Here is an 8,034-nt window from a genome sequence, read left to right as displayed (position 1 = left end):
CCTTCACAGGTAGGGGGTGCCGGGTGATCAGCATGTTCCAGAGGGTCATGACAATCTCATTACGGATCAGACGGAAGTAAGTCGGCGTTGTTTGTTTTCGAGCGGTAGTGTTGTTTTTTTACTCGCCGTAGTCGCGTAACAAGGTCTAGGACGGTCTCGTGGGCTGGGCGATGTGTATCAGCGCCATCTTCTACGAGCGGCGGGGGGCAGGGGGGTCCTTTCTCAGTAGCGGTAGTGGTCGCTCTTGTACGGGCCCTCGACCGGGACGCCGATGTAGTCGGCCTGCACCTTGGTCAGCTCGGTGAGCTTCACGCCGAGGGCGTCGAGGTGCAGCCGGGCTACGTGCTCGTCGAGCTTCTTGGGCAGCACGGTGACGGTGGGCTCCTTGCCCTCGTAGGCGGCCCGGTTGGTCCACAGCTCGATCTGGGCCAGCACCTGGTTGGAGAACGAGGCGCTCATGACGAAGCTGGGGTGCCCGGTGGCGTTGCCCAGGTTCAGCAGCCGGCCCTCCGAGAGCACGATGATCGTGTGGCCGTCGGCGAAGCGCCACTCGTCGACCTGCGGCTTGATGTTCGTCTTCTCGACGCCCGGGGTGCGCGCCAGCCCGGCCATGTCGATCTCGTTGTCGAAGTGGCCGATGTTGCCGATGATCGCCTGGTGCTTGGTCTGCCCGAGCTGCTCGGCGGAGATGATGTCGCGGTTGCCGGTGGCCGTGATGATGATGTCGGCCCTGCCGATCACCTCGTCGAGCGTGGTGACCTCGTAGCCGTGCATCGCCGCCTGGAGGGCGTTGATCGGGTCCACCTCGGTGACGATGACGCGGGCGCCCTGGCCGCGCAGCGACTCCGCGCAGCCCTTGCCGACGTCGCCGTAACCGCAGACGACGGCCACCTTGCCGCCGATCATCACGTCGGTGGCGCGGTTCAGTCCGTCGATGAGCGAGTGCCGGCAGCCGTAGAGGTTGTCGAACTTGCTCTTGGTGACCGAGTCGTTGACGTTGATCGCCGGGAACAGCAGCCGGCCGTCGCGGGCGAGCTCGTAGAGCCGCATGACGCCGGTGGTGGTCTCCTCGGTGACGCCCTTGATGCCCTGGCCGATCCGGGTCCAGTACTGCCCGTCCTGGGCGAGCGTGCCGCGCAGGGCCTCGAGGATGACGCCGTACTCCTCGGAGTCGGCCTCGGTGGTGTCCGGGACGACGCCGTCGGCCTCGAAGCGGGTGCCCAGGTGCACCAGCAGGGTGGCGTCGCCACCGTCGTCGAGCAGCATGTTCGGCCCGACGACGTTCCCGTTCTCGTCGCGGAACTCGAACAGCCGCTGGGTGCACCACCAGTACTCCTCCAGCGTCTCGCCCTTCCAGGCGAACACGGGGACTCCGGCGGGCTGCTCGGGGGTGCCGTCGCCGACGACGATCGCCGCGGCAGCGTGGTCCTGGGTGGAGAAGATGTTGCAGCTGACCCAGCGGACGTCGGCGCCCAGCGCCTGCAGCGTCTCGATGAGGACGGCGGTCTGCACCGTCATGTGCAGGGAGCCGGCGATGCGGGCCCCGGCCAGCGGCTGCTCGTCGCCGTACTCGGCGCGCAGGGCCATGAGGCCGGGCATCTCGTGCTCGGCGAGCCGGATCTCCTTGCGGCCGAATTCGGCCAGGGACAGGTCGGCGACCTTGAAGTCGCCGTCGGTCAGTACACGGGTGCCGGTGGTGGCGGTCATGTCGCTCCAGGGGTCGCCCGGCCACGCTCGGCCGGGTCTCGCGTCGGTCGCTGTCGGAGCAGCCTCGCGCGTGCTGCCGGCGAACGCCGGCGGGGAGGCTGCATGAGCGAGCGTGCCGAGGCCTCGGCGGGGCTCGTGCCGTCGTCCACGATACGCGGGCGCGCCCCGGCCTACTCGCAGCCGACCCCGTCGCCGTCCCCGTCGAAGGCGTCACTCCAGCCCGGCTCGCCCCGCCGGATCGGGGCCGCACCCGCCGCGCGGACCGCGTCGCAGTCGGCGTAGCCGGTGGCCGCCGGCGCGGGCGCCGCCTCGGCGGTGACGTCCGTCGAGGCGGTGCCGGGCAGCGGCTCGCCCGGGCAGCCGGCGAGCACGGTGGCGGCGGCGTTGCGCTCGGCGCGGGTGACCCACAGCCCGTAGCCGCTCTTCACCGCGACCTGCCGCGCGACGTAGTCGCACCGGTAGGAGGTGTTCGGCGGCAGCCAGGTCGCGGTGTCGCCGTCCCCCTTCTGCATGTTCAGCGGGCCGTCGACGGCGAGCAGGTTGAGCGGGTCGTTGGCGAACGCGGTGCGCCGGTCGGCGTCCCACCGCTGCGCACCCTTCTGCCAGGCGTCGGAGAGCGCGACGACGTGGTCGATCTGCACGTCGTCGCTGGTGTCCTCACCGCGGCGGAACTCGATGGTGCGCCCGGAGTAGGGGTCCTCGAGGGTGCCGGAGACGACGACGCAGTCGGAGCCGGGCCGGAAGGCCTCGCCGGTGAGGTCGCGGGCCAGCACGTCGTTGCGGGTGTCGCAGCCGTTGCGGTCGGTGTCCACCCAGCCGTCGCCGAACTCCTCGCGCTCGTAGCCGGTCCGCGGCGCCCGGCCCCGAACCTCGACGGCGGCGAGGGCGGCCAGCGCGGAGCCCGGCGGTGCCGCGGCGATCGCCTGGTCGGCGGCCGCGTCGTCCAGGACGCCGGTCGGCGCACCGCCGGCCGGCTCCTCGTCGCCCGGCGGCAGCACGCAGCCGGACAGCAGGACCAGGACGGTCCAGCCGAGGAACGCGCCGCGGCGGACCGTGGACGGCGTTGCGGTGGAGCGGGCGGGCACGGGTCTCCTCCGACGCGCGGACCGGAGGCCTCGACGCTAGGCCGCCGACCGGGGATCGCGCAGACGCCACGCCCGGGGTCAGCCCCCGGCGAGGGCGCCGGGTTCCAGCACGCGGACGACGACCTGCTCGTTGTTCGACGTGTACGCCTCGTAGGCCACCCGGGCGCCGGTGCGATCGAGGTGCTCCCGCCACGCCCGGTACTCGTGCTCCTCCCAGCCCGGGAAGTTGAAGAACTCGTCGAAGACCACCACCGACCCGGGGACCAGCCGGGGGCCGACGTGTTCCAGCACGGTCACCGCGGAGGAGTACAGGTCTCCGTCGACGTGCAGCAGGTGCACCGGGCCCGGGTGGGCGGCGAGGAAGCCGGGGAGGGTGTCCTGGAACCAGCCCACGACCAGCTCCGCGCCGGCGACCTCGGGCAACCCGTCCGTGGCGAAGGCGCCGGCCCGCACATGGGGGCGGTAGTCCTCGGGCAGCCCCTGGAAGGAGTCGAAGCCGTACACGTCGCGGCCACCTCGTCCCTCTGCGATGACCTGCAGCGAGCTCCCCCGGAAGACGCCGAACTCCAGCGCCAGGCCACCGGCCGGGGCGATCCCCACGGCGTACCGCAGCGTGCTCAGCGGGTCGTGGAAGGCGAGGGCGGTCGGCATCTCCCGGGCCGCGAACCGGGCCGAGGCCACGGCCGCGTCCCGCTCCCCTGCCGCGAGCAGGTCACGCCGCTCCCGGAACTCCACCTCGTGCAACGCCCGGATCACCCGGTCGGCCTCCGACCGCACGGCCGCCTCCACCCGGACGGACAACCGGGCCTCGACCGGCGCCATCACCGTCCGGACCAGCCAGCGCCGCACCGCGGCCGGAGCCCGGCCGGGCCGCATCCGTGGACCCTCGGACACGCGCACCCTCCCCCAGCCGCGGCTGCGGCGTGCCCGGCCGCCACGTCTCCACGGCTGCCTGCACCCGGTCCACCGGCGTCGCGGCAGCCACGGCGAGTAGCCCGGTGCCCACTCCGGGCGGCCGGTACACCGACTCCGCAGTGGTGCACGGGCCCGCCATCGACGTGGGGAGCGACGGGCTCAGCGGAGGTTCGTCGTGCTCCGGTAGAGCAGCGCGGGACCGCGGGCGGTGACCGGCTCCCCCGCCGGGACGAACGCCGACTGCCCCTTCTCCAGCACGACCTCGCCGTCCACCGCCGCGAGCACCGCACGGCCCTCGGTGCACAGCAGCACCTGCGGCCCGGAGGTCGTCAGCGTCCCGGTCCGGTCGTCGAGCTGCACTCGGGTCAGGTCGAAGTCCTCGACCGGAACCGGGTAACGCAGGCCGCCGGGCCCCAGCACGGGGTGGATCACTGGGATGCGGCCGTCGGTGAAGTCGAGCACCTCGATCAGCGCGGCCAGGTCGACGTGCTTGCTGGTGAGCCCGCCGCGCAGCACGTTGTCCGAGCTGGCCATGACCTCGACCCCGGCACCGCTCAGGTAGGCGTGCAGGTTGCCGGCCGGCAGGAACACCGCCTCGCCGGGGGCCAGCTTGAGGTGGTTGCACATCAGCGAGATGACGACGCCCGGGTCACCCGGGTACGACTCGGCGAGCGTCGCCGCCCAGCGGTAGGTGTTGATGAACTCCGGGTCGTGCGCGGCGACGAAGGCGGCCGCCCTGCCCGCGACCGCCTCCACCAGGGAGGTGCGCCGCCGGCCGGAGAGGGCCAGCAGCTGCGGGATGGCCGCCCGCAGGCCGCCGCGCGCCAGCGCCGCGATCGTGGGCTTCAGCTCGGGCAGCTGGAGCTTGGCCAGGCAGTGCAGCGACTCCTCGACCGGCCGGAAGCCGCACAGGGCCTCGAAGGTGGTGAGCGCGAGCAGCAGCTCGGGCTTGTGCCACGAGTCCTTGAACGTCCGCGTCGGGTCGTCCCTGGGGATGCCGGCGGTCTCCTCGGCGGTGTAGCCGGTCGCCGCCTGCTCCATCGTCGGGTGCGCCTGCAGCGACAGCGGCCGGTCGGCGGCGAGCACCTTCATGAGGAAGGGCAGCCGCGGCCCGAAGCGCGTCACGACCGGTGCGCCGAGCAGCCGCTCGGGCTCCTCGGCGATGGCCTTGTCCAGCGGACGGCCGTCGGCCAGCACGCTCGGCTCGTCCGGGTGCGCGCCCATCCAGAGCTCCGCGTGCGGCTGCGGTGCCGGGCTGGGCTGTCCGAGGAGCTCGGGGATGACCGTCCGGCTTCCCCAGGGGTAGAAGCGGACGGCGCTGGTGATGGGCCACATCAGCGGAGAGGCTAGTGGCCGGTCGGGGTCGGTGGACATGATCGGCTGCACGCCGCTGCGCCCTCTCGCCCATTCGGGTCACAGAGCGGACGCGACCTCCCGGGCGGTGCGCCCGGCGTCCCAGCCGAGCGGCCCGGCCACGAGCGCGGCCACCGCCGCGGGATCGGCACCGGACAGCGGCGTACGCCGGGCGAGGACGTCGTCGAGGGACAGCGCTCCCTCGGCGGTGACCGCGTGCACGACCTCCGCGGCCAGGTGTCCGGGAGCCCCGGGCAGCGGCCGGCCCAGTCGCGGGTCGGCGCGCACCAGGGCGAGCACGTCGGCGACCCGGTCGCCGTGCCGGCGCAGCAGCCGGTCGACGGCGGCGGTGGACAGGTCGGCGTCCGCGGCGAGCCGCGGTGCCCGGTCGCGGACGTCGTCCCAGCGGTGCGCGCCGACCAACGGCAGGTGCGCGGTCCGGGACGGCGGCACGCCCGGCAGGCCCGCGGTCGCGGCGTCGACGGCGTCCGCGGCGGTGACCCGGGCGGTCGGCAGGCGGCCGGCGGCGACGACCAGCCCGGGTCCGGCGGTCGTGACCTCCTCGGCGCGCGGCAGCCGGTCGACCCGGACCGCGACGACGGCCTCGGCGGGCACCCGGCGGACGAGCACGCGGTCCAGCGCGCCGAGCACCGCGCCGGCGTCCGGGCCGGGGTGCGTGACGACCCACTGCTCCCCCAGCGGGATGGCGGTCAGCACGCCGCCCGCGACCGGCAGCACCAACCCGTGGTCGCCACCGTCGATCGACGTGGGCAGCAGCACCCCCGTCACGAGCGGGTCGGCGGGGACGCCGTCGGTCGGCCCGCCGCCGTCCGCCCCGGTCGCGAGCACGACGCTGCGCGCCCGCACCGCGAACGCCGACTCGTCGGTGCGGTCGGTGACCCGCGCGCCGACTACGGCGTCCCCGGCGCGCAACAGCCCCGTCACGTGGGCGCGGGACAGGACGCGGGCGCCGTAGCCAGCCGCCGTCCGGACGACGGCCAGGGTGAGCCGGGCGCCGTCCACGTGGGCGTCCCAGCGGCGCAGCGCGCCGGCTCCCCCGTGGGAGCGCAGCCCCGGGACCGCGGCGAGCGCGGCCCGCCGGGACAGCGGCCGGGAGCGCGGCAGGCCGCCGGTCAGGACGTCGGACGGCAGCGGCGCGGACGAGGTGAGCAGCAGCGGCACCGGGCGGACCAGGTGCGGTGCCGCGGTCCGCAGCAGCAGGGCGCGCTCGCGCACCGCCGTCCGCGTCGGCGTCCCGGAGCCGGAGAGCAGCACGGCGGGCCGGCCGGAGGAGCCGGCGGCCCAGTCGCGGGCCTCCAGCAGGCCGACCGCGAGCCCGCGGCCGGCCGCGTCGAGCGCGACCCGGGCGCCGAGCAGGCCGCCGCCCACCACCAGCACGTCGACGACCCCGTCGGCGAGCCGGGCCCGGTCGGCGACCCGGCGGGCCGGCGAGAGCCAGGTGTTCCCCACGCCCCCGCCCGGGGTCAGTCCCGGGCGACGGTGTCGGTGCTCATGCGGGGGCGGACCGCTCGGTGTCCAGCACGAGGGCCAGGTAGGCGGCCGTGAAGTCGGCGACGGCCAGCTGACGGGCCAGGCGGGGCAGCCGGCCGTACCGCTCCGGTTCCCCGTGCTCGGCCAGCCCGCTCACCGGGACGTTGGCCGCGGCGGCGCTGCGCAGCGCCTCCCGCAGCGCCTCACGGGCCGACCGGGGCTCGCGCTCCCCCGCGCCGTCGTGCTCGCCGGCGTCGGCGTCGCGGACGGTGAGCAGCCGCAGCCGCCGGCCGGCGTCCTCGGCGCGGTCGCGGAAGAAGTCGTCCGCGCCGTCCTGGGGCGCCAGCGGACCGCGCAGCACCGCGCAGGCGGCGACCCGCTGGTCGGGCATCCGGAAGGTGGTCACCGGCAGCCCGGCCAGCGTCGCCAGCTGGTCGGCGATCCGGATCGCCGCGGTGCCGGCCAGCGGACCCTCGGCGGCGATCACCGGTAGCGCGTCGAGCAGCTCGAGGGCCAGCGTCTTGGCCGGGTTGACGAAGGACTCCCGGGCCGGGCCGCACTCCATGGCGACCTCGTCGAGGGCGGCGGCGATCGCCTCCAGGTCGGCCGCGCCCTCCGACACCAGGTCCAGGCCGACGGCCAGCTGCAGCATCGGGGTGAGCAGCGACCACAGCGTCGTGTGCCGCACCCGGGAGCGGGGCAGCGGCACGTAGGGGGCGCGGGCGGTGGAGCAGGCCGCGCGCAGCGGGGCGTCCTCGGCGCCGATGCCCAGCAGCGTCACGCCACGGCGGGCGGCCTCGTAGGCCGGGGTGACGGCGTAGCGCCCGGCGCCGGTGCGGGTGACGACGACGGCGATGTCGCTGGGCCCGGTCCACACCGGCAGGTCGGGCCCGGGGACGACGTCCACCGTGACCGGGCTGGCCGGCCCGAGCAGCGCCCTCAGCACCTGCGCGGCCACCGCTCCCTCGCGGCGGGCCACGATGACCAGCCCGCGCGGGCGGCCGCCGGTGGTGACCCGCTCCAGGCCGGCCTCCTCGGCCAGGCGGGCGGTCTCGCGGACCTGCGCGCCGGCCCCGGCCACGGCGGGCAGCAGGCCGCGCGGGTCGCGGGCACGCAGCACGTCGAGGTCGTCGAGGACCTCCTCGGCCAGTTCCGGCGACGTCACGGGGTCCCCGTTCCCCGCTGCCGGGCCTCGTCCAGCAGCAGCACCGGGATGCCGTCGCGCACCGGGAAGGCCCGGTCGCAGGTGGTGCAGACCAGCTCGCTCGCCGCCTCGTCCACCGTCAGCGGGCTGTGGTGGGTGTCGGGGCAGGCGAGGATCTCCAGCAGTGCCGGGTCCAGGCCCAGCGGCCCCGTCACCGGGTGGGTCGGGTGGCTGGCTCTGATACACATCTGACGCTGCCGACGCCTCCTTACGTGAAGCGTTCGCGGGTGCCGCCACCACTAACCAATACATCATCCTCTCGTCGCACCAGACCTGCAT

General features: G+C 74.9%; 7 protein-coding genes. All 7 read right to left on the bottom strand.

Annotated elements, in window-relative coordinates; genetic code table 11:
- Nucleotides 1-222: 222 nt before the first annotated feature.
- Nucleotides 223-1,707 (bottom strand): adenosylhomocysteinase, encoded by a 1,485-nt coding sequence (gene ahcY / locus CNO22_RS23710; protein ID WP_100501721.1) that lies wholly within the window; start codon nt 1,705-1,707, stop codon nt 223-225.
- A gap of 170 nt (nt 1,708-1,877) precedes the next feature.
- Entirely contained in the window at nt 1,878-2,792 is a 915-nt protein-coding gene (locus tag CNO22_RS23705; RefSeq protein ID WP_100501720.1) for a GmrSD restriction endonuclease domain-containing protein, read from the bottom strand.
- A 78-nt stretch (nt 2,793-2,870) separates the two neighbouring features.
- Nucleotides 2,871-3,686, bottom strand: coding sequence for a class I SAM-dependent methyltransferase (locus CNO22_RS23700; RefSeq protein ID WP_100501719.1), 816 nt, complete (start codon nt 3,684-3,686; stop codon nt 2,871-2,873).
- A gap of 180 nt (nt 3,687-3,866) precedes the next feature.
- Nucleotides 3,867-5,042, bottom strand: coding sequence for a mannose-6-phosphate isomerase, class I (gene manA / locus CNO22_RS23695; RefSeq protein WP_100501722.1), 1,176 nt, complete (start codon nt 5,040-5,042; stop codon nt 3,867-3,869).
- 78 nt (nt 5,043-5,120) lie between these two features.
- Complete coding sequence (locus CNO22_RS23690) at nt 5,121-6,530, bottom strand: FAD-dependent oxidoreductase (RefSeq protein ID WP_157937091.1); 1,410 nt, start codon at nt 6,528-6,530, stop codon at nt 5,121-5,123.
- Between the two features lie 40 nt (nt 6,531-6,570).
- Nucleotides 6,571-7,716 (bottom strand): SIS domain-containing protein, encoded by a 1,146-nt coding sequence (locus CNO22_RS23685; protein ID WP_100501717.1) that lies wholly within the window; start codon nt 7,714-7,716, stop codon nt 6,571-6,573.
- Nucleotides 7,713-7,943 carry a Trm112 family protein gene (locus CNO22_RS23680; protein WP_100501716.1) on the bottom strand — a complete coding sequence of 77 codons (231 nt, stop codon included), beginning with the start codon at nt 7,941-7,943 and terminating at the stop codon, nt 7,713-7,715. Before CNO22_RS23680 ends, CNO22_RS23685 begins: the two co-directional genes overlap by 4 nt.
- Between the last annotated feature and the right edge of the window lie 91 nt (nt 7,944-8,034).

This window comes from Geodermatophilus chilensis (genome assembly GCF_002802985.1).
GTDB lineage: Bacteria > Actinomycetota > Actinomycetes > Mycobacteriales > Geodermatophilaceae > Geodermatophilus > Geodermatophilus chilensis.
The sequence above is the reverse complement of the archived record's forward strand: the minus strand, read 5'-3'. Positions and strand labels throughout refer to the sequence as shown.